This window comes from Sutterella massiliensis (assembly GCF_016899755.1).
GTDB lineage: Bacteria > Pseudomonadota > Gammaproteobacteria > Burkholderiales > Burkholderiaceae_F > Sutterella > Sutterella massiliensis.
In genome coordinates this window covers 1-22,407 of the sequence record NZ_JACJJC010000014.1, presented here as the reverse complement: position 1 = coordinate 22,407, position 22,407 = coordinate 1, and the positions used below count along the sequence as shown (strand labels likewise).

Genomic DNA, 22,407 nt, shown 5'->3' with positions numbered 1-22,407 from the left:
CCTTATTAGCTTTCGCCGTCGCCGACGGTGATGTAGATGTGGCTCGTCTGCTTGTTGATTCGCGTGCCGCGACCCTTGGCGCGAGCACCGAAGCGGCGCAGAGTGGCGGCCTTTTCAACGTGAATCTTCGTCACGACGAGCGTGTCGATGTCGGCGCCGAAGTTGTGTTCGGCGTTAGCGATGGCGCTTTCCAGAGCCTTCTTGATGATCCCGGCGGCACGCTTCTGCGTGAAGGTCAGGATGGCAATAGCCTTGTCCACGGGCTTGCCGCGGACGAGGTCAGCCACCAGACGGCCCTTCTGGGCAGACAGGCGGACGCCACGAACGATAGCAGTAGTTTCCATTTACTTACCCACCTTCTTATCGCCGGCGGCATGACCCTTGAACGTGCGCGTGTGCGCAAATTCGCCGAGCTTGTGACCGACCATGTTTTCGTTGATGTAGACCGGCACGTGCTGACGGCCGTTGTGAACGGCGATCGTCAGACCGACAAATTCCGGAACGATCGTCGAGCGGCGCGACCAGGTCTTGAGCGGACGCTTGTCGCGGCTCGCCTGGGCGGCTTCAACCTTCTTCATGAGGTGCCCGTCAACAAACGGGCCTTTCTTCAAAGAACGAGACATTCGAGGCCCCCTTACTTACGGTTACGGCGCGACACGATCATCGAGTCGGTGCGCTTGCTGTTGCGGGTACGATAGCCCTTCGTGAGCTGGCCCCACGGCGTAACAGGCGCGCGACCGGTACCGGTCTTGCCTTCGCCACCACCGTGCGGGTGATCCACCGGGTTCATGGCAACGCCGCGGACCGTCGGACGGATACCGCGCCAACGCTTGGCGCCGGCCTTGCCGAGTTCACGCAGGCTGTTTTCTTCATTGCCGACCGTACCGATCGTGGCACGGCATTCGATAAGAACGCGGCGGACTTCGCCGGAGCGCAGACGGATCTGAGCGTATTCGCCTTCGCGAGCGACGAGCTGAGCGAAAGCACCGGCAGCACGAACGAGCTGAGCACCCTTGCCCGGAAGCAGTTCGATGCAGTGAATGGTCGAACCAACGGGGATGTTGCGAAGCGGAAGCGTATTGCCGACCTTGATCGGGGATTCCGCACCGTTCATGATTTCCTGGCCGACAACAAGGCCCTTCGGGGCAATGATGTAACGGCGTTCGCCGTCCGCATAGCAGACGAGAGCGATGTTGGCCGAGCGGTTCGGATCGTATTCGATGCGTTCAACGCGGGCGGGGATACCGTCCTTCTGACGCTTGAAGTCGATCAGACGATAGTGACGCTTGGCACCGCCGCCCTTGTGACGGCAGGTGATGTGACCATCGTTGTTACGACCGTTGATACGGTTCTTCTTCTCGACCAGAGCGGCCCAGGGCTTGCCCTTGTGGAGCTCCTTGTTGACCACTTTAACCGCATGACGGCGGCCCGGGGACGTCGGCTTGAGTTTGACGAGAGCCATTACATCACCTCTTGTTCGAAGTTGATTTCCTGACCCTCAGCGAGCGTGACGTACGCCTTGCGGACGTCGTTGCGCTTGCCCATGTAACGGCCGAAGCGCTTCTGCTTGCCCTTGAGGTTCAGAATTTGAACGGAGCTGACCTTCGTGTTGAAAAGCAGCTCGACCGCAGCCTTGACCTCATACTTCGTAGCGTCCGGGACGACCACGAAAGAAATCTGCTTGTGCTTTTCGCCGATCATCGTGCTCTTTTCCGAGACGATGGGGCCGACGAGCACCTTCATCAGACGTTCCTGATTCATGCCAACATCTCCTCGATCTGAGCAACAGCCGCCTTCGTGACCACAACCTTGTCGAAATAGATTAGGCAGAGGGGATCAGCAAAGCGCGGGGGAACGACGAGCACATCCTTGAGGTTGCGCGAGGCGAGGATGAGGTTGTCGTCATATTCTTCCTCACCGACGATGATGAGGGTACGTTCCGTCAGGCCGAGCGACTTGAGCTGGCCGACGAAAGCCTTGGTCTTCGGAAGTTCGGCCTTGATCGTGTCGACAGCGACGAGACGCTGATCGGCAACGAGCTTCGAGTAGATCGAAGCCATCGCGGCGCGATACATCTTCTTATTGACCTTCTGGCTGAAGTTTTCATCCGGCGTATTCGGGAAGGCACGACCACCACCACGCCAAACGTTGGAGGAAGTCATACCCGAACGGGCGCGGCCCGTACCCTTCTGACGCCAGGGCTTCTTCGTGGAATGATGCACGTCGCGGCGGTTGAGCTGAGCACGCGTACCGAGACGAGCATTGGCCTGGTAGGCGACCACGATCTGGTGCACCAGGGCTTCGTTGTATTCACGACCGAACACGGCGTCGGCGGCTTCGACCGTCTTTCCCTGTTCGTTCAGGACATTGAGTTCCATTGTTTCGCTCCTTACGCCTTAACAGCCGGACGGACGATGACTTCGCCGCCCTTGGCGCCGGGGACGGCACCGCGAACCAGCAGAAGCTGACGTTCCTTGTCGACACGCGCGATGACGAGATTCTGGGTCGTACGCTGCACGTCACCCAGGTGGCCAGCCATGCGCTTGCCGGGGAAGACGCGGCCCGGATCCTGGCGGTTACCGATGGAGCCGGGGGCGTTCGTCGTCACGGAATTACCGTGCGAAGCACGGTTCGACGAGAAGTGGTGGCGCTTAATGGCGCCTGCAAAACCCTTACCGATGGTCGTACCGGTCACGTCGACCTTCTGGCCTTCCGTGAACATTTCGGCCGTGAGGGTCATGCCGGGCTTGAACTCGGCGACCTTATCGGCATCGATATGGAACTCTTTGAGCATCGAACCGGCTTCGACGCCAGCCTTGGCGTAGTGACCGGTCAGAGCCTTGTTGACGCGCGAGGGCTTCTTGGAGCCGAACGCGACCTGGATTGCATTGTAGCCGTCGGTTTCAACCGTCTTCACCATCGTGACACGGTTATTCGACACGTCGAGCACGGTCACGGGAACGGACACACCGTCTTCCGTGAAAATACGCGTCATGCCGATCTTGCGACCGACGAGGCCGAGCTTATCACTCATTGTTTTCTCCACCCCGGCTGCGATTGGCCGGGACCGTTTTTTTGGGAAATTGCTCAAGGTCGCTTCGGAAAAGAGGAAACGACCTCTTCAAGAGCACAAAGGCGCGATTTTAGCCGCGATTTATTTCATCCTGCAACGCAAATTGCCGGAAATTTCACGGTAAAAATCAAATTGCTTACTGGACCTTGATCTTGACGTCAACGCCGGCGGGCAGGTCAAGCTTCATGAGCGCGTCAACCGTCTTGTCGGTCGGGTCAACGATGTCCATGAGACGCTGGTGCGTGCGGATTTCGAGCTGATCGCGGCTCGTCTTGTTGACGTGCGGCGAACGGAGAATGTCGAAACGCTGAATGCGGGTGGGCAGGGGAACGGGACCACGAACAACGGCGCCGGTACGCTTGGCGGTATCGACGATTTCGAGAGCCGACTGATCGATCAGCTTGTAGTCGTAGGCCTTGAGGCGGATGCGAATGCGCTGAGACTGCATTTCGTTTTCCTAAGTAAAAGAACAATAAAAGAACAGAGGGAGCGGAGTATAGCCTCCGCTCCCTCTTGTGATCAACTCAAAAGTCGATTTTTTTCGCTAGGCGAAATTTTTCAGACTTATTCGATGATCTGAGCAACGACGCCGGCGCCGACCGTGTGGCCGCCTTCGCGAATAGCGAAGCGCAGACCCTGTTCCATAGCGATCGGGCAGATCAGCTTGACGGTCATCGTGATGTTGTCGCCAGGCATGACCATTTCGACGCCTTCCGGCAGCTCGATCGTGCCCGTCACGTCCGTCGTACGGAAGTAGAACTGCGGACGATAACCCTTGAAGAACGGCGTGTGACGGCCGCCTTCTTCCTTCGTCAGAACGTAAACTTCGCCCTTGAAGTGGGTGTGCGGGGTGATCGAACCCGGCTTGGCGAGAACCTGGCCGCGTTCGACTTCTTCACGCTTCGTGCCGCGAAGCAGGATGCCGACGTTGTCACCGGCCTGGCCCTGGTCGAGCAGCTTGCGGAACATTTCGACGCCCGTGCAGGTCGTCTTCGCCGTGGGCTTGATGCCGACGATTTCGATTTCGTCGCCAACCGCGATCACGCCGCGTTCGACACGGCCCGTCACAACGGTGCCGCGGCCCGAAATCGAGAACACGTCTTCGATCGGCATGAGGAACGGCTGATCAACGGCGCGCTCAGGCGTCGGGATGTAGCTGTCGAGCGTTTCGGCAAGCTTGAGGATCGACGGAACGCCGATCGGGCTTTCGTCGCCTTCGAGGGCGAGCTTGGCCGAACCCTTGACGATGGGAATGTCGTCGCCCGGGAAGTCGTAGTTCGAGAGAAGTTCGCGAACTTCCATTTCCACGAGTTCGAGCAGTTCTTCGTCGTCGACCATGTCGCACTTGTTCAGGTAGACGATGATGTAGGGAACGCCGACCTGGCGGGCAAGCAGGATGTGCTCACGGGTCTGGGGCATGGGGCCGTCAGCGGCCGAAACCACCAGAATCGCGCCGTCCATCTGGGCGGCACCCGTAATCATGTTCTTCACGTAGTCGGCGTGGCCCGGGCAGTCAACGTGCGCGTAGTGACGGTGTTCCGTTTCGTATTCAACGTGCGCGGTGTTGATCGTGATGCCGCGAGCGCGTTCTTCAGGCGCCGCGTCGATCTGGTCGTAGGCCTTAGCTTCGCCGCCGAACTTCTGGGCGAGAATCGTCGTGATAGCAGCCGTGAGCGTCGTCTTGCCGTGGTCGACGTGACCAATGGTGCCGACGTTGACGTGCGGCTTCTTGCGCTCAAAATGTTCCTTTGCCATTTTGGTTCCTTAGATCTAGATAAAAAACTTTCTGTCCCGTGAGAGCGGCGCCGCGCTTCGCGCTGACGCCGGCAACTCCCACGGTCCGGAGTGCCGCGGAGTGCACTCCGATTTTATTACTTCGCCTTGTCGGCCATCACGGCCTCGGCGACATTGCGAGGCGCTTCAGCGTAGTGCTTGAATTCCATCGTGTACGTCGCACGGCCCTGCGTGAGCGAACGCAGCTGCGTGGCGTAACCGAACATTTCGGCGAGCGGCACTTCAGCCTTGATGCTCTTGCCGCCGCCGGCGAGGTCCTCCATGCCCTGAATGACGCCGCGACGGGACGAAAGGTCGCCCATGACGTCGCCCATTTTTTCTTCAGGCGTTTCGACTTCAACGGCCATGATCGGCTCGAGAAGCACGGGGTTGGCGCGGCGCATACCGTCCTTGAAAGCCATCGAAGCGGCGATCTTGAACGCGTTTTCGTTCGAGTCGACTTCGTGGTAGGAACCGAAGTGCAGCGTCACCTTGACGTCAACGACCGGGAAGCCGGCAAGAACGCCAGACTTAAGGGTATCTTCAACGCCCTTCTGAACGGCCGGGATGTATTCGCGCGGAACCACGCCGCCCTTGATGGCGTCGACGAATTCGAAGCCCTTGCCGGGTTCGAGCGGTTCGAGCTTGAGCACGACGTGGCCGTACTGGCCGCGGCCGCCAGACTGCTTGGCAAACTTGCATTCGGCGTTTTCGACGACGGAGCGGATCGTTTCACGGTAGGCCACCTGGGGCTTGCCGACCGTGGCTTCAACGTTGAATTCGCGCTTCATGCGGTCAACGAGAATTTCAAGGTGCAGTTCGCCCATACCCGAAATAATCGTCTGGCCGGATTCTTCGTCCGTGCGAACGCGGAACGACGGGTCTTCCTGAGCCAGGCGGTTGAGGGCGAGGGCCATCTTTTCCTGGTCGGCCTTGGTCTTCGGTTCGACGGCCTGCGAGATAACCGGATCCGGGAACTCCATGCGTTCGAGGATGATCGGGTGATCAAGCGCGCAGAGCGTGTCGCCAGTCGTCACGGCCTTCAGGCCCACGGCAGCTGCGATGTCGCCGCATTCGACGAACTTGATTTCCTTACGATCGTTGGCGTGCATCTGCAGCAGACGGCCGATGCGTTCCTTGTTGTCCTTCGTCGAGTTGAGAACCGTGTCGCCCGAGTTAAGGAGGCCCGAGTACACACGAAGGAAGGTGAGCTGGCCGACGTAGGGGTCGGTCATGATCTTGAAGGCGAGAGCCGAGAACGGAGCGTCGTCCTTGGCTTCGCGAGTTTCTTCGGCACCGTCGAGGTTGAAGCCGGCAACAGGCGGAATATCCGTCGGGGCGGGCAGGAACTGAACGACAGCGTCGAGCATGCGCTGCACGCCCTTGTTCTTGAAGGCGGTACCGCAGAGCATCGGCTGGATTTCGCAGGCGATCGTACGGGCACGGATGCCAGCGATGATGTCTTCCTCGGAGAGCTCACCGTTCTCGAGGTACTTGTTCATCAGCTCTTCGTTGGCTTCCGCAGCGCTTTCGATCATCTTTTCGCGCCATTCGTTGGCAGTGTCGACGAGATCGGCCGGGATGTCTTCGTACGTGAACTTCATGCCCTGCGTCGCGTCATCCCAGATGATCGACTTCATCTTGATGAGGTCGACGACGCCCTTGAACTGGTCTTCGGCACCGATAGGAATAACGACGGGCACGGGATTGGCCTTGAGGCGCTTCTTCATCTGGTCATAGACCTTGAAGAAGTTGGCGCCCGTACGGTCCATCTTGTTCACGAAGGCAAGACGGGGCACGTGGTACTTGTTTGCCTGACGCCAGACCGTTTCCGACTGCGGCTGAACGCCGCCCACGGCGCAGTACACCATGCAGGCGCCGTCAAGGACGCGCATGGAGCGTTCGACTTCGACCGTAAAGTCGACGTGCCCCGGGGTGTCGATGATGTTCAGGCGGTACGGCTGCCACTGCATTTCCATGCCGCGCCAGAAGCAGGTCGTAGCGGCCGACGTAATCGTGATGCCGCGTTCCTGTTCCTGTTCCATCCAGTCCATCGTCGCAGCACCGTCGTGCACTTCGCCGATCTTATGATTAACGCCCGTGTAGAACAGGATGCGTTCGGTCGTGGTGGTCTTGCCCGCGTCGATGTGGGCAGAAATACCGATGTTGCGATAACGCGAAATCGGGGTTTGACGAGCCATTTGAGGTTCCTCTCAGAATCGCATACAAGGCCCCGGAGGGCCTTGACAGCTTTGCAAAAGCGGTTAGAAGCGGAAGTGCGAGAAGGCCTTGTTGGCTTCAGCCATGCGATGCACTTCGTCGCGCTTCTTCATAGCGCCGCCGCGGCCTTCAGCGGCATCGAGCAGTTCGCCAGCAAGGCGCTGCGGCATCGACTTTTCGGAACGCTTCTTAGCCGCTTCGCGGAGCCAGCGCATCGCAAGAGCCATGCGGCGGACGGGGCGGACTTCGACCGGCACCTGGTAGTTGGCACCACCGACGCGGCGGGACTTGACTTCCACCAGCGGACGGACGTTGTTGAGGGCGGTGGTGAACACTTCCAGAGCGTTCTTGCCGGTCTTTTCTTCGATCTGCGCGAGGGCGCCGTAGACGATGCGTTCGGCGACGGCCTTCTTACCATCGAGCATGATCACGTTGACAAACTTGGTGATTTCGACGCTGCCAAACTTCGGATCAGGCAGCACTTCGCGCTTGGGTACTTCGCGACGACGGGGCATTTGAATTCCTCTTTACTTCAGTCTTTGCGCAAGGGCCTTTGATAATTAACGGCCACGATATGCGCAATTCAATTTCATTGCGGTCAACGACCGCGACTTACTCGGCCTCGAACGGCTCAGCCGTCTCGACCGTTCTCCTGCGGCTGAACGCCGCGAAGCATTAAGCGGCCTTCGGGCGCTTGGCACCGTACTTGGAACGGGCCTGCTTACGGTCCTTGACACCCTGCGTGTCGAGGGAGCCGCGCACGATGTGGTAACGCACACCCGGAAGGTCCTTCACACGACCGCCGCGGATAAGCACAACGGAGTGCTCCTGCAGGTTGTGGCCTTCACCGCCGATGTACGAAATGACTTCGAAGCCGTTGGTGAGGCGAACCTTAGCAACTTTACGAAGAGCCGAATTCGGCTTCTTCGGGGTCGTCGTGTAGACACGCGTGCAGACGCCGCGCTTCTGCGGGCAGTTCTTCAGCGCGGGGCTCTTGCTCTTATCGTGCGTGAGCTCGCGGGGCTTGCGAACAAGCTGGTTAATGGTAGGCATATCGTCCGTCTAAAAAATTTGCTTTCAGCCGAATTCGCTGAAAGACAAGGTTTCAAAAGAATCCGGGGCCCCCTATTCTCCCCGAACGCGCCCGACGCAGTAGCGTAGACACGATTCGATCGAGCTTTGGAAATCCCGAAAGCACGTGATTTTCGAATAAAGTTTTTGACCTGTCAAGCCAAATATGGCGAATTTTCGCAGTCCTTGAGCGAAAAAGAGCCGCTCGACCCCAGTTGGAGTCAAACGGCTCTTTTCATGCGGGCACTCAGCGCCCGCTGCCTAGCGCTTTCCGAAAGGACTTATTCAGTCGGTTTTTCTTCCGTCTGAGCTGCCGCTTCTGGCTTCTTCTGCGCCTTCTTCACTTCTTCCTGCACTTCAACGCCCTTGTGGTCGATGAAGGCAAAGGGATCGGCGACGGGCTTGCGCTCGAAGAGCTCTTCGGGCTCGTCGGCCGGCGCGGTTTCCGGCGCGCTCGAGTCAAGGAACGACTGCGTTTCGCGCTCGAGGCGTTCCGCAAGTTCCTTGGCCTTGTGCGCCTTGTGATACGCCAAGCCCGTACCCGCAGGAATCAGACGGCCGACGATCACGTTTTCCTTCAGACCGCGCAGTTCGTCACGCTTACCCATGATGGCAGCTTCGGTCAGCACACGGGTCGTTTCCTGGAACGAGGCCGCAGAGATGAAGCTGTCGGTCGAGAGCGAGGCCTTCGTGATGCCGAGCAGAATATTTTCATACTGCGCGGGACGCTTACCGAGCTCAATGACGCGATCGTTCTCATCGAGCATTTCCGAACGTTCGACCTGTTCACCCTGGATGAACTTCGTGTCGCCCGGATCGGTGATCTGAACGCGGCGAAGCATCTGGCGAACGATCACTTCAATGTGCTTGTCATTGATCTTCACGCCCTGCAGACGGTAGACGTCCTGCACTTCGTCGACGATGTAGCGAGCGAGCTCTTCAATGCCGAGCAGGCGCAGGATGTCGTGCGGATCAACCGGTCCGTCAACGATTTCTTCGCCCTTCTGCACAACCTGACCGTCGTGAACGAGAACGGTCTTGTCCTTGCTGATGAGCGTTTCGTGCGCGTAGCCTTCGCTGTCGGTGATGATCAGACGCTGCTTGCCCTTCGTTTCGCGGCCAAACGTCACGGTACCGGTCACTTCGGCGAGCATGCCGGCATCCTTCGGGCTGCGGGCTTCGAAGAGTTCGGCAACACGAGGCAGACCGCCCGTAATGTCTCGGGTCTTCTGCGATTCGGTCGGGATACGGGCCAGGACTTCGCCTTCACCGATTTCCTGCCCGTCGCGAACCACGACGAACGCACCCACGGGAAGCTGAATCGTCACGGCATGATCCGTACCCGGGATCTTCACTTCGTTGCCGTCAGCATCGATCAGGTGGACCAAGGGGCGAAGAATGCCGGCAGCGGCGCTCTTGCCGCCCTTGGCCTTCTTCGGGTCGATGACGACGAGGCTCGAAAGCCCCGTCACTTCGTCAACCTGGTTCATCACCGTCACGTTGTCGATCACGTTTTCAAAGCGAATGCGACCGGCGTATTCCGAGATAATCGGACGCGTCATCGGATCCCACGTAGCGAGCTGCTGGCCGGCCTTGATCGTCTGATCAGGCTTGACCTGAAGCGTTGCGCCGTACGGAACTTTGTGACGTTCGCGTTCGCGGCCGTGATCGGTAATGACGATCTCGCCCGAGCGCGAAATAACGACGTATTCGCCCTTCTGCGTAAGCACGTAGCGCATCGCGGGCGTAAAGCTCACGACACCGGCGGACTTGGCTTCAACACTCGAAGCAACCGCCGCACGCGAAGCCGCACCACCGATGTGGAACGTACGCATCGTCAGCTGCGTACCCGGTTCACCAATCGACTGAGCAGCGATAACGCCAACGGATTCGCCCGCGTTGACAAGCGAACCGCGGCCGAGGTCGCGACCATAGCACTTCGCGCAAAGACCGTAACGGGTTTCGCAAGTAAGCGGCGTGCGGACCTTGATCATGTCGATGCCGAGCTCGTCGATGAGATCGCAGAGATCTTCGTCAATGAGCGTCCCGGCTTCGATCACGACTTCGCCCGTATCCGGGTTCTTCACATCGACGGCAGCAACGCGGCCGAGCACGCGGTCGCGAAGCGCCTGGATGACTTCACCGCCTTCCACGAGGGCGCGCATTTCAAAACCGTTCGTCGTGCCGCAATCGTCTTCGGTCACCACGAGGTCCTGCGTCACGTCGACGAGACGACGGGTGAGGTAACCCGAATTAGCGGTCTTCAGCGCCGTGTCGGCCAGACCCTTACGCGCACCGTGCGTCGAGATGAAGTACTGCAGAACGTTCAGACCTTCGCGGAAGTTCGCGGTAATCGGCGTTTCGATAATCGAGCCGTCCGGCTTGGCCATCAGGCCGCGCATACCGGCAAGCTGACGAATCTGAGCAGCGGAGCCTCGGGCACCCGAGTCGGCCATCATGTACACGCTGTTGAAGGATTCCTGACGGACCTTCTTGCCGTGGCGGTCGATCGTGGGTTCCGTCGAAAGCTCCTGCATCATCACCTTGCCGACCTGATCCGACGTGCGGCCCCAGATGTCGACGACCTTGTTGTAGCGTTCGCCCTGCGTAACAAGACCGGAGGTGTACTGGCTTTCGATTTCCTTCACTTCCTTTTCGGCCTCGCGGATGAGCTCTTCCTTCTGAGCGGGGACCTTCATGTCGCCCACGCAGATGGAGATGCCGGCGCGCGTGGAAAGGCGATAGCCGTTGTCCTTGAGCTTGTCGGCAAAGATCACCGTCGCGCGCAGACCGCACTTGCGGAAGCAGCGGTTGATGAGCTTGGCGATTTCCTTCTTCTTGAGGGTGATGTTGAGCTCCTTGAAGCTCATGCCCTTCGGAAGAATTTCGGAAAGGAGCGCACGCCCGACAGTCGTTTCATAGCGAACGACCTTTTCCGTGGCCTCACCCGTTTCCTTGTTGAGCTCGTACTCCTTGATGCGGACCGTACAGCGGGTCTGCAGCTCGACGACACCCGAATCCCAAGCACGCTGAACTTCGCTCACGTCGGCAAAGAACATGCCTTCACCCTTGCCGTTGATCTTTTCGCGCGTGGCGTAGTAAAGACCGAGCACCATGTCCTGCGACGGCACGATCGACGGATCGCCGTTGGCCGGGAAGAGGACATTGTTCGAAGACATCATGAGGCCGCGCGCTTCAAGCTGAGCTTCGAGCGAGAGCGGCACGTGAACGGCCATCTGGTCGCCGTCGAAGTCGGCGTTGAACGCCGCGCAGACGAGCGGATGCAGCTGAATGGCCTTGCCTTCGATGAGCTTCGGCTCGAACGCCTGAATACCGAGACGGTGCAACGTCGGGGCACGGTTGAGCATCACCGGATGTTCGAAAATCACTTCTTCGAGGATGTCCCAAACGATATCCTCCTGATTCTCAACCATCTTCTTGGCAGCCTTCGGCGTGGGCGCAAGACCGCGCTGAACGAGCTTGTTGAAGATGAAGGGCTTGAAGAGCTCAAGCGCCATCAGCTTCGGCAGACCGCACTGGTGCAGACGCAGTTCAGGACCGACCGTAATAACCGAACGTCCGGAATAGTCAACGCGCTTACCGAGCAGGTTCTGACGGAAGCGGCCGCTCTTCCCCTTGATCATGTCGGCGAGCGACTTGAGCGGGCGCTTGTTGGCGCCCGTCATCGCCTTGCCGCGGCGACCGTTGTCGAGCAGAGAGTCGACGGCTTCCTGCAGCATGCGCTTTTCGTTACGCACGATGATGTCCGGCGCCTTGATTTCAAGAAGGCGCTTCAGACGGTTGTTGCGGTTGATAACGCGGCGATAGAGATCGTTCAGATCCGAGGTCGCAAAGCGGCCGCCATCGAGCGCCACGAGCGGACGCAGATCGGGCGGCAGCACCGGCAGCACCGTCATGATCATCCACTCGGGCTTGATACCCGAGCGCTGGAAGCCCTCGAGCACCTTGAGGCGCTTGGCGTACTTCTTGATCTTAGCTTCGGACGAAGTGCTGTTGAGCTCGTCGCGCAGACGCAGTACTTCGCTGTCGATATCGATCGTGCGAAGCAGTTCGCCGATGGCTTCGGCACCCATCATGGCCTTGAAGTCGTCGCCGAATTCAGCCGTGCACTGGATGAACTCGTCCTCGGTCAGAAGCTGACCGCGCTCGAGCGTCGAGAGGCCCGGATCGACAACGATATAGGCTTCGAAGTAGAGCACGCGTTCGATGTCGCGAAGCGGAATGTCGAGCACCATGCCCATACGGCTCGGCAGGCTCTTGAGGAACCAGATGTGCGCGACCGGGCTCGCCAGATCAATGTGGCCCATGCGTTCGCGGCGCACCTTGGCAAGCGTCACTTCCACGCCGCACTTTTCACAAATGACGCCGCGGTTCTTCAGACGCTTGTACTTGCCGCAAAGGCACTCGTAATCCTTCACCGGCCCGAAGATCTTCGCGCAGAACAGACCGTCGCGCTCGGGCTTCTGGGTGCGGTAATTGATCGTTTCCGGCTTCTTGACTTCGCCGTAAGACCAGGAGTGGATCTTTTCGGGACTCGCGAGACCGATGCGAATCGCTTCGAAGTGATCGTCCTTCTGGACCTGATTGAAAATATCGTTAAGCGCAGAATTCATCGCTTAAGTCCTCTTAATTCTTCACGAGGTCGATGTCGATGCCAAGCGACCGGATTTCTTTGACGAGCACGTTGAAGGACTCGGGCATGCCGGCTTCAATCTTGTGGTCGCCCTTGACGATGTTTTCGTACACCTTCGTGCGGCCGTTCACGTCGTCGGACTTCACCGTCAGCATTTCCTGCAGAACGTACGAAGCGCCGTAGGCTTCAAGCGCCCAGACTTCCATTTCACCGAAACGCTGGCCGCCGAACTGCGCCTTACCGCCGAGCGGCTGCTGCGTCACGAGCGAGTACGGGCCCGTCGAGCGAGCGTGCATCTTGTCGTCGACAAGGTGGTGCAGCTTGAGGTAGTGCATGTAGCCGACCGTGACAGGACGTTCGAACGGATCGCCTGTGCGGCCGTCATAAAGCGTGGCCTGCGTCTTCGAAGGCGTCAGCTGCAGGCGCTTGGCTTCATCGTCCGGGAACGCGAGGTCGAGCATCATGCGAATCTGCTCTTCGGAAGCACCGTCAAAGACCGGCGTCGCAAACGGCACGCCTTCCTTGAGGTTTTCGGCCATGCGAAGCAGCTCTTCATCCGTGAGGCTGTCGAGATCCTCGTGCTTGCCCGTACGGTTGTAGACCTCATTGAGGAATGCACGAATCTGGCGAACCGTTTCAGTCTTGAGCATCTCGGCAATGCGCCAACCGATGCCCTTGGCAGCCCAGCCGAGGTGAACTTCGAGAACCTGACCGATATTCATACGCGACGGCACGCCGAGAGGGTTGAGCACGATGTCGGCAGGACGACCGTCGGCCATGTAAGGCATGTCTTCGATCGGGCAAATCTTCGAAACCACACCCTTGTTACCGTGACGGCCGGCCATCTTGTCACCAGGCTGCAGACGACGGCGTTCGGCGATGTACACCTTCACCATCTTGAGCACACCCGGAGGCAACTCGTCGCCGCGCGTAAGCTTATCGCGCTTGACTTCGTACTTACGAGCGTTTTCTTCGCGCGTGTGTTCGATCGTCTGCTTCGTGAGCTCGATGTAGTGCTGGGCGTCTTCATCCTCCATGCGCAGGTCGAAGAGATCGTAGCCCTGCATGGATTCGAGGAACTCGCGCGTGAGCACGAAGTCGGCAGCAAGACCGTCGAGCTTCATCGTCGAGACAACCTTGCGGCCGACGAGCTGGCGGCGCAGACGGTCAAACGCATCGCGTTCGACAATGCGCAGCTGGTCGTCAAGGTCACGGTGGTAATGCTTGAGTTCGTCGGCAATGATGCTTTCGGCACGCTTGTCGCGCTTGACACCGTCACGCGTGAACACCTGAACGTCGATCACCGTACCGGTCATGCCGGACGGTACGCGCAGCGAGGTGTCCTTCACATCGCTCGCCTTTTCGCCAAAGATGACGCGAAGCAGCTTTTCTTCCGGCGTAAGCTGGGTTTCGCCCTTCGGCGTTACCTTGCCCACGAGCACGTCGCCAGCCTTCACTTCGGCACCGATGAATACGATGCCCGAGTCGTCGAGGCGCGAGAGCTGGTTTTCCGACAGATTCGAAATGTCTCGCGTGATTTCTTCAGGCCCGAGCTTCGTATCGCGCGAAACGACGGACAGTTCTTCGATGTGAATCGACGTATAGCGGTCGTCGGCAACCACGCGCTCGGAGATCAAGACCGAGTCTTCGTAGTTGTAGCCGTTCCACGGCATGAACGCGACCAGCATGTTCTGGCCGAGCGCGAGTTCACCCGTATCGGTCGAAGCACCGTCGGCAAGTACGTCGCCCACGGCAACGCGGTCACCCTTCACAACGATCGGACGCTGGTTGATATTGGTCGACTGGTTCGAGCGCGTGAACTTCTGCAGGTTGTAGATGTCAACGCCCGTTTCACCCGCAACCGATTCCTCGTCGTTAACTCGAATAACGACGCGGTTGGCGTCGACGAAGTCGACAACACCGCCGCGGCGCGCCTGGACAGCTGTCTTCGAGTCGACAGCAACCGTGCGTTCAATGCCGGTACCGACAACAGGCTTTTCGGGACGCAGGCACGGCACACCCTGACGCTGCATGTTCGCACCCATCAGAGCACGGTTCGCGTCGTCGTGTTCCAGGAACGGAATAAGCGCAGCAGCGCAGGAAACGATCTGCGACGGCGCGACGTCCATGTACTGAATACGATCGGGCGAGGCAAGAATCGTTTCGCCGTTGTCACGCGCGGAAACAAGCTCCTGCGTGAGACGACCTTCGTCATCCATTTCGGCGTTGGCCTGCGCAATGATATAACGGCCTTCCTCAATGGCGGAAAGGTACGTGATCTCCTTGGTCACAACGCCGTTGACGACCTTGCGATAGGGCGTTTCGAGGAAGCCGTACTCGTTGAGTCGCGCATAAAGGGCGAGCGAGTTGATCAGACCGATGTTCGGACCTTCAGGCGTTTCGATCGGGCAGACGCGGCCGTAGTGCGTCGAGTGAACGTCTCGCACTTCGAAGCCAGCACGTTCGCGCGTCAGACCACCCGGACCGAGAGCAGAAATACGGCGCTTGTGCGTGATTTCCGAGAGCGGATTCGTCTGATCCATGAACTGCGAAAGCTGGCTCGAGCCGAAGAATTCGCGGATCGCGGCGGAAATGGGCTTCGAATTGATAAGGTCCTGCGGCGTAAGACCGTCGCTTTCGGCCTGGTTGAGACGTTCCTTAACAGCGCGTTCAACACGAACAAGGCCGGAGCGGAACTGGTTTTCCGCCAGTTCGCCTACGCAGCGCACGCGGCGATTGCCGAGGTGGTCGATGTCGTCGACACCATTGACGGCACAGACGCGGACTTCGCCCTTTTCGTCGACAAGCTCAACATTGTCCTGACCGTTACGCAGCGCAACGAGCATCGCCATTGTGTCGACGATGTCCTCGCGCGTGAGGGTGCGTTCGCCTTCGGCGGACTCACGGCCGAAGCGCGCGTTGACCTTCATGCGGCCGACACGGGAGAGGTCGTAGGCGTCCGGATCGAAGAAGAGACGGTCGAAGAGCATTTCGACGGCTTCTTCCGTAGGCGGTTCACCCGGGCGCATCATGCGGTAAATAGCAACGCGCGCCGAGAACTGATCCGGCGTATCGTCGAGACGCAACGTGTTGGAGATATAGGGACCGTGATCAAGCTCGTTCGTGAAGATCGTCTCGAACTTGCGGACACGGGCCGCACGCAGACGCTCGAGGATCACATCGGTGATCTCGTCGTTGGCGTTGGCGATGATTTCGCCCGTTTCGGCATCAAGAACGGTCTTGGCAAGCACGCGGCCGATGATGTACTCATCGGGCACGGGGATCGAAGTGACACCCGCCTTCGTGAGGTCACGAATGTGCTTGGCCGTAATGCGCTTGTCGCGCGGCACGATCACCTTGCCTTCTGCGTCTTCAATGTCGAACGAAACGGTCTGCCCCTTAAGGCGTTCCGGCGTAAACGGCAACTTCGCGCCCGTCTTCGTGAGCGTGAAGCAGTCGAACTTGAAGAAGCGAGCAAGAATTTCTTCAACCGTGTAGCCGATGGCCTTGAGCAGAATCGTACCGGGCATCTTGCGGCGGCGGTCGACACGGAAGTAAAGAATATCCTTCGCATCGAATTCGAAGTCGAGCCACGAACCGCGATAGGGAATCACGCGCGCGGAGAAAAGCAGCTTCCCAGACGAATGGGTCTTGCCCTTATCGTGCTCGAAGAAGATGCCGGGAGAGCGATGCAGCTGGCTGACGATGACGCGTTCCGTACCGTTGACGATGAACGAGCCCTTTTCCGTCATCAGCGGAATTTCGCCCATGTAAACATCGTTTTCACGGATTTCCTTGATCGTGCCGGGCTGGGATGCTTCGCGGTCATAGATCTCAAGACGGATCTTGGCGCGAAGGCGGCTGCAATAGGTCAGGCCGCGGAGCTGGCATTCGGCCACGTCGAATTCAGGCTCGGCGAGTTCGTAATTGACGAACTTCAGGCACGCATAGCCGTTGTGGCTCAGGATCGGGAAAATGGACGAGAAAGCAGCCTGAAGCCCCATATTGATGTTGCGGGCAGCAGGAGCCACGTTCGCCTGCAGGAAGTCTTCGTAGGAACGAAGCTGGATATCAAGCAGGGAAGGCACTTCAAGGACGCTCGGACGAGAGGCAAAGCTCTTGCGGATGCGCTTCTTTTCAGTGAACGAGTACGACATGGACACTCCGTTCGGCACTAGGGATGAACCAAAAAGTCGGGGCTTGATGAGAAATGGACGGGGAAAATTGAAGACGCCGAAAAGCCGCTCGGCACTTCAGAATTTTCTGAGTCCGCGCGGCGTCAATAGTGAGAATTGAGCTTAAGCGTAGATTTCATCAAGGAATAGACTTTGATCTGACCTCCGGTTTCCCGAAGCTGATCAGATCAAAGCCTCCTTGCGGAGGCTTTGAGACAAGCAGGCGCATTATTATGCGCCCACTTGGAAGGCTGATTCAAGTAAAAAATTACTTGAGAGCGACCTTGGCGCCGGCTTCTTCGAGCTTCTTGGCAGCAGCTTCGGCGTCGGCCTTCGGGAGGCCTTCCTTAACGGCCTTCGGAGCGCCTTCGACGAGGTCCTTGGCTTCCTTGAGGCCAAGACCCGTGAGTTCGCGGACAGCCTTAATGACGGCGATCTTGTTCGAGCCAGCGGCTTCGAGGACGACGTCGAATTCGGTCTTTTCTTCAGCCGGGGCAGCGGCAGCGGCGCCAGGAGCGGCAACAGCAACAGCAGCGGCAGCGGCGGAAACACCGAACTTCTCTTCCATCATCTTGATGAGTTCGGAGATTTCGAGGACGGTCTTGGACGCGATCGCGTCGAGGATTTCTTCATTGGTAAGGGCCATTTTTAGCTCCGTATTACGTAGTGTTTAATTAATTTGATAGCTGATTAGGCAGCAGCCTGTTCCTTGGCATCGCGCACGGCAGCCACGGTGCGCACGAAGCGCGCCGGGACTTCGTTGATGGTACGGACGAACTTCGCGATCGGCTCGTTCATCGTGGCCATCAACTTGGCAAGGAGTTCGTCGCGGCTCGGCATCGAGGCGAGGTTCTTGACGGCTTCCACGTCCATGACGTAGTTGGCCATCGCACCGCCCTTAACGACGAGCTTGTCGTTGTCCTTGGCGAAGTTGACGAGAACCTTGGCCGCAGCGACCGGATCGGCGGAGAAAGCGTAGACGAGCGGACCAACGAACTGGTCGGCAAGCCCGGCAAACTCGGTGCCTTCAACGGCGCGGCGGACAAGCGTGTTCTTGACAACACGCAACGTCACCCCTTCCTTACGCGCATTGGCGCGAAGCTTGGTGACGGCCTCAACGCTCAGCCCACGGTATTCGGCGATGACGATCGAGGCAGAGTTGGAAACGATTTCCGACACTTCCGCGATGACAGCAGCCTTATCTTGACGATTAAGACCCATGGTCTGGCTCCACTCAGAGGTGTTCCTCTTGCGAGAAACACCGGTTTCTAATAACCGGCATACTTCTGAGAGTTTTGGCTGATTCATTCAGCACGATCGGGCTTTTCGAGCCGCTCTCGCACCGCATGGAAACACAACGCAATATCTCTCTTCGGTTTACCGTCTGCGCTGGATGTCTTGGCGGTCTTCCCTCAGCAAAGAAAGCCTTTGCACAAGAGACACAAGACGATTAAAAGCCTGCCTGCGGATCGCCGCAGATGCTTTCGAGCGATTGCACGACAGCGCTCTCCAGCGGTCTTTGACAGCGACGCAGTCAACCGTAAGGCGACCGCATCACCCAAAGCCCTTGAGGCCTCACGACCTCACGAAAAAAACGCAAAACGCTTTTTTCGAACATCTCCGATGTGTTTTTTCGGAGTTCGCCGAAGACGGAGAGTATCCGTCTTCAGCGCTCAGCAGGAGTGTTTGCCCCTGAAATTTCGCTTCATTAAGCGCCGATCGTACCGATATCGACGCGGACGCCCGGGCCCATCGTGGAAGAGACGGCAACCTTGCGCAGGTACTGACCCTTCGAGGAGGCGGGCTTAAGCTTGTTGAGCTGATCGATCAGCGCAGCGAGGTTCTTCTGCAGACGATCGGCTTCGAACGAGGCGCGGCCGATCGGAGCATGGATGATACCGGCCTTGTCGGCACGGAACTGAACCTGACCTGCCTTGGCGTTCTTGACAGCCTGGGCAACGTTCGGCGTGACCGTACCGACCTTCGGGTTCGGCATGAGGCCGCGCGGGCCGAGGATCTGACCGAGCTGACCGACGACACGCATCGCATCCGGAGAGGCGATCACAACATCAAAGTCGAGTTCACCGGCCTTGACCTTGGCAGCGAGGTCGTCGAAACCGACAATATCGGCACCAGCAGCGCGAGCTTCTTCCTGCTTGGCGCCCTGCGTGAAGACCGCAACGCGAACCGTCTTGCCCGTGCCTTCCGGCATCACGACAGCGCCGCGAACAGCCTGGTCGGACTTACGGGGATCGATGCCGAGCTGGATGGCAACGTCAACGGATTCGTCGAACTTGGCGGTGGCACATTCGCGAACGAGGGCGAAAGCGTCAGCGGCAGCGTAGAGCTTGCCGGCTTCGATCTTGCCCTGGAGAGCCTTTGCACGCTTCGTAAGCTTAGCCATTTAGAGACCCTCCACGATGATGCCCATCGAACGAGCGGAACCGGCGATCGTGCGGACGGCGGCGTCGAGGTCGGCAGCCGTAAGATCAGGTTCCTTCTGCTTGGCGATTTCTTCAGCCTGGGCACGGGTGATCTTACCCACCTTGTCCATGTGCGGACGCGAAGAACCCTTCTGCACCTTAGCCGCCTTCTTGATGAGGACGGTGGCCGGGGGGGTCTTCATGACGAACGTGAAGCTCTTGTCGGCGTACGCGGTGATGACAACCGGGATCGGAAGACCGGCTTCCATGCCCTGCGTCTTAGCGTTAAAGGCCTTGCAGAACTCCATGATGTTCAGACCGCGCTGGCCGAGCGCCGGACCGATAGGAGGCGAAGGATTGGCTTTACCTGCAGGAACCTGCAGCTTGATAAAGCCGACGATTTTCTTAGCCATTTTGAAAAGTTTCCTTTGGGTTCAGACGCCCCTCAAAAGCAAAGGCGCTTTCTCCGGAGCTCCCCAGTTGGGGTGGAAATTCGAGAAGCGGCAATATACAACGGTAAAAACTGCGCTGCAACCCGAAATGTCGATTTTTTTAAATTTTCTCGACTTCGTTGAAAGCCAGGTCAACCGGCGTGTCGCGACCGAAGATGGAAACAAAGACTTCGAGGCGGCTCTTGTCGTAGTCGACAGCGTCCACGCGACCCGTAAAGTCTTCGAAAGCGCCCGTCTTGACGCGAACCATTTCTCCGACTTCGAATTCGATCTTGGGACGCGGCTTTTCGGCACTCGATTCCGCAGCATTCAGAATGCTCGAAACCTCCGCCTCGGAAAGCATGACAGGGTTGTTGTTGCCGAGAAATTCGATAACGCGCGGCGTAGAGTTGACCAGATGCCACGTCGCATCATTCATTTCCATCTGAATGAAGACGTAGCCCGGATACATACGACGCTCGCTCGTGACCTTGCGGCCATTGCGAATTTCGTGCACGCGCTCAATCGGCAGCAGCACTTCGCCGAAGCTGTCCCGCAGCGAGCCGCTCTGAGCAATACGCTCTTCGAGCGCATTCTTCACGCTCTTTTCCATCGACGAGTACACATGAAGCGTGTACCAGTGCATCTTGCTCGTATCCTTACTCATGATCACGCGGTCCTTGAATCGTTAGATGGTCATCTGAAGCAGAACGTCGTACAGGCCCCACTCGATGATCTTGTCGCAAATGAAGAGGAAGAAGGCCATGATCACGACGAAGGCCATCACGAGGCCGGTCGTGTTGAGCGTCTCTTTCTTGGTCGGCCAAACAACGCGGCGAAGCTCTTCATAGGACTGCCGGCCGTAGGCGAGCAATCGCTTGCCAGAAGGGCTCATCCAGGCGATACCGATGCCGAGGATGATGCCGCCCGCGAGCGAGCCGAGCCGCACTGCCAGCGACTGTTCCGAAAGCAGAGCAAAAGCGACAACACCGGCCAGGGCGCAAAGAACCGCCAGCGTAACGAGAACGATGTCGCTCTTACTCGTTACGATTTCAACATCTTGGTTGCTCATTGATAGCAGATCCTTAAGTCATGTCCGCAGCGCACCGGCATGCGGCGCACGGTGCGCCTAGCGCAATGCGGACAATGATATGAATTCGAAAAATAACAAGAGATTTTAACGAGATCGCTTTCGCCCTGCAGACATTCGAAGCACTTTTTTGCGATCAAAATAAAAGCCAAGCTGCATTGAGCAGCTTGGCTTTAAATTTTTGGCAGGGGCAGAAGGAATCGAACCCTCAACCTACGGTTTTGGAGACCGTCGCTCTGCCGATTGAGCTATACCCCTACACTTTCCAGCAACCGACTAGATCGGTTGCTGAAAATTTCGATCATTATTCGATGATCTGGGCAACGACGCCGGCGCCGACCGTGTGGCCGCCTTCGCGAATAGCGAAGCGCAGACCCTGTTCCATAGCGATCGGGCAGATCAGCTTGACGGTCATCGTGATGTTGTCGCCAGGCATGACCATTTCGACGCCTTCCGGCAGCTCGATCGTGCCCGTCACGTCCGTCGTACGGAAGTAGAACTGCGGACGATAACCCTTGAAGAACGGCGTGTGACGGCCGCCTTCTTCCTTCGTCAGAACGTAAACTTCGCCCTTGAAGTGGGTGTGCGGGGTGATCGAACCCGGCTTGGCGAGAACCTGGCCGCGTTCGACTTCTTCACGCTTCGTGCCGCGAAGCAGGATGCCGACGTTGTCACCGGCCTGGCCCTGGTCGAGCAGCTTGCGGAACATTTCGACGCCCGTGCAGGTCGTCTTCGCCGTGGGCTTGATGCCGACGATTTCGATTTCGTCGCCAACCGCGATCACGCCGCGTTCGACACGGCCCGTCACAACGGTGCCGCGGCCCGAAATCGAGAACACGTCTTCGATCGGCATGAGGAACGGCTGATCAACGGCGCGCTCAGGCGTCGGGATGTAGCTGTCGAGCGTTTCGGCAAGCTTGAGGATCGACGGAACGCCGATCGGGCTTTCGTCGCCTTCGAGGGCGAGCTTGGCCGAACCCTTGACGATGGGAATGTCGTCGCCCGGGAAGTCGTAGTTCGAGAGAAGTTCGCGAACTTCCATTTCCACGAGTTCGAGCAGTTCTTCGTCGTCGACCATGTCGCACTTGTTCAGGTAGACGATGATGTAGGGAACGCCGACCTGGCGGGCAAGCAGGATGTGCTCACGGGTCTGGGGCATGGGGCCGTCAGCGGCCGAAACCACCAGAATCGCGCCGTCCATCTGGGCGGCACCCGTAATCATGTTCTTCACGTAGTCGGCGTGGCCCGGGCAGTCAACGTGCGCGTAGTGACGGTGTTCCGTTTCGTATTCAACGTGCGCGGTGTTGATCGTGATGCCGCGAGCGCGTTCTTCAGGCGCCGCGTCGATCTGGTCGTAGGCCTTAGCTTCGCCGCCGAACTTCTGGGCGAGAATCGTCGTGATAGCAGCCGTGAGCGTCGTCTTGCCGTGGTCGACGTGACCAATGGTGCCGACGTTGACGTGCGGCTTCTTGCGCTCAAAATGTTCCTTTGCCATTT

At 58.4% G+C, this 22,407-nt stretch carries 20 protein-coding genes and 1 tRNA gene; all 21 read right to left on the bottom strand.

The annotated features are described in order from the left end of the window. Positions 1 to 5: 5 nt before the first annotated feature. Positions 6 to 344, bottom strand: a complete 339-nt coding sequence (gene rplV / locus H6A60_RS08790) for a 50S ribosomal protein L22 (protein ID WP_205103592.1) — start codon at positions 342 to 344, stop codon at positions 6 to 8. After that, complete coding sequence (rpsS, locus tag H6A60_RS08785; protein ID WP_205103584.1) at positions 345 to 623, bottom strand: 30S ribosomal protein S19; 279 nt, start codon at positions 621 to 623, stop codon at positions 345 to 347. Positions 624 to 634: 11 nt separating this feature from the next. Then, a complete protein-coding gene (gene rplB / locus H6A60_RS08780; RefSeq protein ID WP_205103582.1) occupies positions 635 to 1,462 on the bottom strand; it encodes a 50S ribosomal protein L2 in 828 nt (275 codons plus the stop codon). Then, on the bottom strand, positions 1,462 to 1,761 hold the full coding sequence (rplW, locus tag H6A60_RS08775) for a 50S ribosomal protein L23 (protein WP_205103581.1): 300 nt from the start codon (positions 1,759 to 1,761) through the stop codon (positions 1,462 to 1,464). The genes rplB and rplW overlap by 1 nt, the downstream gene beginning before the upstream one ends. Next, on the bottom strand, positions 1,758 to 2,378 hold the full coding sequence (rplD, locus tag H6A60_RS08770) for a 50S ribosomal protein L4 (RefSeq protein WP_205103579.1): 621 nt from the start codon (positions 2,376 to 2,378) through the stop codon (positions 1,758 to 1,760). Before rplD ends, rplW begins: the two co-directional genes overlap by 4 nt. An 11-nt stretch (positions 2,379 to 2,389) precedes the next feature. Further along, positions 2,390 to 3,034 (bottom strand): 50S ribosomal protein L3, encoded by a 645-nt coding sequence (gene rplC / locus H6A60_RS08765; protein WP_205103577.1) that lies wholly within the window; start codon positions 3,032 to 3,034, stop codon positions 2,390 to 2,392. Between the two features lie 175 nt (positions 3,035 to 3,209). Further along, positions 3,210 to 3,521: a 30S ribosomal protein S10 gene (rpsJ, locus tag H6A60_RS08760; protein ID WP_005431601.1), complete on the bottom strand. Its 312-nt coding sequence runs from the start codon at positions 3,519 to 3,521 to the stop codon at positions 3,210 to 3,212. A gap of 116 nt (positions 3,522 to 3,637) precedes the next feature. Continuing rightward, positions 3,638 to 4,828, bottom strand: a complete 1,191-nt coding sequence (gene tuf / locus H6A60_RS08755) for an elongation factor Tu (protein ID WP_205103554.1) — start codon at positions 4,826 to 4,828, stop codon at positions 3,638 to 3,640. 116 nt (positions 4,829 to 4,944) lie between these two features. Beyond that, the gene (gene fusA / locus H6A60_RS08750) at positions 4,945 to 7,047 is read right to left on the bottom strand and encodes an elongation factor G (protein WP_205103575.1); all 2,103 of its coding nucleotides are present in this window, start codon (positions 7,045 to 7,047) and stop codon (positions 4,945 to 4,947) included. 63 nt (positions 7,048 to 7,110) lie between these two features. Then, positions 7,111 to 7,581, bottom strand: a complete 471-nt coding sequence (gene rpsG, locus H6A60_RS08745) for a 30S ribosomal protein S7 (RefSeq protein WP_205103573.1) — start codon at positions 7,579 to 7,581, stop codon at positions 7,111 to 7,113. A gap of 160 nt (positions 7,582 to 7,741) precedes the next feature. Further along, positions 7,742 to 8,119 (bottom strand): 30S ribosomal protein S12, encoded by a 378-nt coding sequence (gene rpsL, locus H6A60_RS08740; protein WP_005434247.1) that lies wholly within the window; start codon positions 8,117 to 8,119, stop codon positions 7,742 to 7,744. Positions 8,120 to 8,418: 299 nt separating this feature from the next. After that, on the bottom strand, positions 8,419 to 12,771 hold the full coding sequence (rpoC, locus tag H6A60_RS08735) for a DNA-directed RNA polymerase subunit beta' (protein ID WP_205103570.1): 4,353 nt from the start codon (positions 12,769 to 12,771) through the stop codon (positions 8,419 to 8,421). A gap of 13 nt (positions 12,772 to 12,784) precedes the next feature. Beyond that, positions 12,785 to 16,948, bottom strand: a complete 4,164-nt coding sequence (gene rpoB / locus H6A60_RS08730; protein ID WP_205103568.1) for a DNA-directed RNA polymerase subunit beta — start codon at positions 16,946 to 16,948, stop codon at positions 12,785 to 12,787. Positions 16,949 to 17,234: 286 nt separating this feature from the next. Further along, positions 17,235 to 17,612 carry a 50S ribosomal protein L7/L12 gene (rplL, locus tag H6A60_RS08725; protein WP_205103566.1) on the bottom strand — a complete coding sequence of 126 codons (378 nt, stop codon included), beginning with the start codon at positions 17,610 to 17,612 and terminating at the stop codon, positions 17,235 to 17,237. Between the two features lie 44 nt (positions 17,613 to 17,656). Beyond that, a complete protein-coding gene (gene rplJ, locus H6A60_RS08720) occupies positions 17,657 to 18,187 on the bottom strand; it encodes a 50S ribosomal protein L10 (protein ID WP_205103564.1) in 531 nt (176 codons plus the stop codon). 487 nt (positions 18,188 to 18,674) lie between these two features. Further along, positions 18,675 to 19,370 (bottom strand): 50S ribosomal protein L1, encoded by a 696-nt coding sequence (gene rplA / locus H6A60_RS08715; protein ID WP_205103562.1) that lies wholly within the window; start codon positions 19,368 to 19,370, stop codon positions 18,675 to 18,677. Continuing rightward, a complete protein-coding gene (rplK, locus tag H6A60_RS08710) occupies positions 19,371 to 19,802 on the bottom strand; it encodes a 50S ribosomal protein L11 (RefSeq protein WP_205103560.1) in 432 nt (143 codons plus the stop codon). A 139-nt stretch (positions 19,803 to 19,941) separates the two neighbouring features. Further along, a complete protein-coding gene (gene nusG, locus H6A60_RS08705) occupies positions 19,942 to 20,487 on the bottom strand; it encodes a transcription termination/antitermination protein NusG (RefSeq protein WP_205103558.1) in 546 nt (181 codons plus the stop codon). A gap of 21 nt (positions 20,488 to 20,508) precedes the next feature. Further along, positions 20,509 to 20,892, bottom strand: coding sequence for a preprotein translocase subunit SecE (secE, locus tag H6A60_RS08700; protein WP_205103556.1), 384 nt, complete (start codon positions 20,890 to 20,892; stop codon positions 20,509 to 20,511). Positions 20,893 to 21,092: 200 nt separating this feature from the next. Further along, positions 21,093 to 21,168 (bottom strand) — tRNA-Trp (locus H6A60_RS08695). 46 nt (positions 21,169 to 21,214) lie between these two features. Next, on the bottom strand, positions 21,215 to 22,405 hold the full coding sequence (tuf, locus tag H6A60_RS08690; protein ID WP_205103554.1) for an elongation factor Tu: 1,191 nt from the start codon (positions 22,403 to 22,405) through the stop codon (positions 21,215 to 21,217). Positions 22,406 to 22,407 lie beyond the last annotated feature (2 nt).

What these genes read in the sequence shown, in the direction of transcription:
- rplL (WP_205103566.1), bottom strand. Translation starts at nt 17,612, where the DNA reads ATGGCCCTTACCAATGAAGAAATCCTCGACGCGATCGCGTCCAAGACC.
- rpsL (WP_005434247.1), bottom strand. Translation starts at nt 8,119, where the DNA reads ATGCCTACCATTAACCAGCTTGTTCGCAAGCCCCGCGAGCTCACGCAC.
- tuf (WP_205103554.1), bottom strand. Translation starts at nt 4,828, where the DNA reads ATGGCAAAGGAACATTTTGAGCGCAAGAAGCCGCACGTCAACGTCGGC.
- rpsG (WP_205103573.1), bottom strand. Translation starts at nt 7,581, where the DNA reads ATGCCCCGTCGTCGCGAAGTACCCAAGCGCGAAGTGCTGCCTGATCCG.
- rpsS (WP_205103584.1), bottom strand. Translation starts at nt 623, where the DNA reads ATGTCTCGTTCTTTGAAGAAAGGCCCGTTTGTTGACGGGCACCTCATG.
- secE (WP_205103556.1), bottom strand. Translation starts at nt 20,892, where the DNA reads ATGAGCAACCAAGATGTTGAAATCGTAACGAGTAAGAGCGACATCGTT.
- tuf (WP_205103554.1), bottom strand. Translation starts at nt 22,405, where the DNA reads ATGGCAAAGGAACATTTTGAGCGCAAGAAGCCGCACGTCAACGTCGGC.
- rplA (WP_205103562.1), bottom strand. Translation starts at nt 19,370, where the DNA reads ATGGCTAAGCTTACGAAGCGTGCAAAGGCTCTCCAGGGCAAGATCGAA.
- rpsJ (WP_005431601.1), bottom strand. Translation starts at nt 3,521, where the DNA reads ATGCAGTCTCAGCGCATTCGCATCCGCCTCAAGGCCTACGACTACAAG.
- rplV (WP_205103592.1), bottom strand. Translation starts at nt 344, where the DNA reads ATGGAAACTACTGCTATCGTTCGTGGCGTCCGCCTGTCTGCCCAGAAG.
- rplB (WP_205103582.1), bottom strand. Translation starts at nt 1,462, where the DNA reads ATGGCTCTCGTCAAACTCAAGCCGACGTCCCCGGGCCGCCGTCATGCG.
- rplC (WP_205103577.1), bottom strand. Translation starts at nt 3,034, where the DNA reads ATGAGTGATAAGCTCGGCCTCGTCGGTCGCAAGATCGGCATGACGCGT.
- rplK (WP_205103560.1), bottom strand. Translation starts at nt 19,802, where the DNA reads ATGGCTAAGAAAATCGTCGGCTTTATCAAGCTGCAGGTTCCTGCAGGT.
- rplW (WP_205103581.1), bottom strand. Translation starts at nt 1,761, where the DNA reads ATGAATCAGGAACGTCTGATGAAGGTGCTCGTCGGCCCCATCGTCTCG.
- rpoB (WP_205103568.1), bottom strand. Translation starts at nt 16,948, where the DNA reads ATGTCGTACTCGTTCACTGAAAAGAAGCGCATCCGCAAGAGCTTTGCC.
- fusA (WP_205103575.1), bottom strand. Translation starts at nt 7,047, where the DNA reads ATGGCTCGTCAAACCCCGATTTCGCGTTATCGCAACATCGGTATTTCT.
- rpoC (WP_205103570.1), bottom strand. Translation starts at nt 12,771, where the DNA reads ATGAATTCTGCGCTTAACGATATTTTCAATCAGGTCCAGAAGGACGAT.
- rplJ (WP_205103564.1), bottom strand. Translation starts at nt 18,187, where the DNA reads ATGGGTCTTAATCGTCAAGATAAGGCTGCTGTCATCGCGGAAGTGTCG.
- nusG (WP_205103558.1), bottom strand. Translation starts at nt 20,487, where the DNA reads ATGAGTAAGGATACGAGCAAGATGCACTGGTACACGCTTCATGTGTAC.
- rplD (WP_205103579.1), bottom strand. Translation starts at nt 2,378, where the DNA reads ATGGAACTCAATGTCCTGAACGAACAGGGAAAGACGGTCGAAGCCGCC.